Annotated in this window: 1 protein-coding gene; it reads left to right on the top strand. The window is 67.6% G+C overall.

Features of this window, described 5'->3' with window-relative positions; translation table 11 throughout:
- Positions 1-489 (top strand): LysR substrate-binding domain-containing protein (locus K7W03_RS27555; RefSeq protein WP_264319097.1); only part of this gene is annotated, 489 nt, incomplete at its 5' end.
- Positions 490-729 lie beyond the last annotated feature (240 nt).

A 729-nucleotide genomic window follows, 5' to 3' on the forward strand; every position in this document is an offset into this window, starting at 1 on the left:
GGCGGGCGGGGCGATTGGCCGGGGCTGGAGGCGAAGCTGCTGACCCACAACCGGCTGGCGCCGCTGTGCAGCCCGTCATGGCTGGCGGCGAACGGGCCGATAGCCGATGCGCGGGCGCTGCACGCCATGCCGCGCCTGTCGCCGGACGACATGTGGTGGCATGAATGGTTCGCCGCCATGGGGGTGGAAGCGGACGGCAAGGGGCTGCCGCCCGCGATCGCGCTCGATTCCCAGGTGATGGAAGGGCGCGCCGCCATGGCGGGGCAGGGCGTGGCCATCGTCAATCCCTTCCTGTGGAAGACCGAGGTGGAGGCCGGGTTGCTGGTGGAGGCCCTGCCATCCTATGTCCGGGAACGGGCGAGCTATTGGGTGGTCTATCCGCCCCATGCCCGCAACACCGCCAAGGTGAAGGCCTTTCGCGACTGGATCGGCGCGGAGTTCGCGCGGGAGATCGCGGCGGACCCGGAGGCGCGGTTTTTGCCGCGGTGAAGCGGGTTGATGTTGCTTGTTTCTGCGGAGGTAGGAAGCCAGTTCTGCGCTAGGTCGCGTGGGCGAGTTCGGAATGTCGGGAAAGGCCGATTCAGGACATTCCCCTCCCGTAAACGGGAGGGGTTAGGGGTGGGCGCGAGCGGAGCGAGCTTCTGACTTAGCCGTTGAAAATTCACGCAGATGCCGCGCCAGCCCACCCCCTAACCCCCTCCCGCAGGCGGGAGGGGGAATGTCCGATTA

It is taken from the genome of Sphingobium sp. PNB (assembly GCF_019873065.1).
Classification (GTDB): Bacteria; Pseudomonadota; Alphaproteobacteria; order Sphingomonadales; family Sphingomonadaceae; genus Sphingobium; species Sphingobium fuliginis.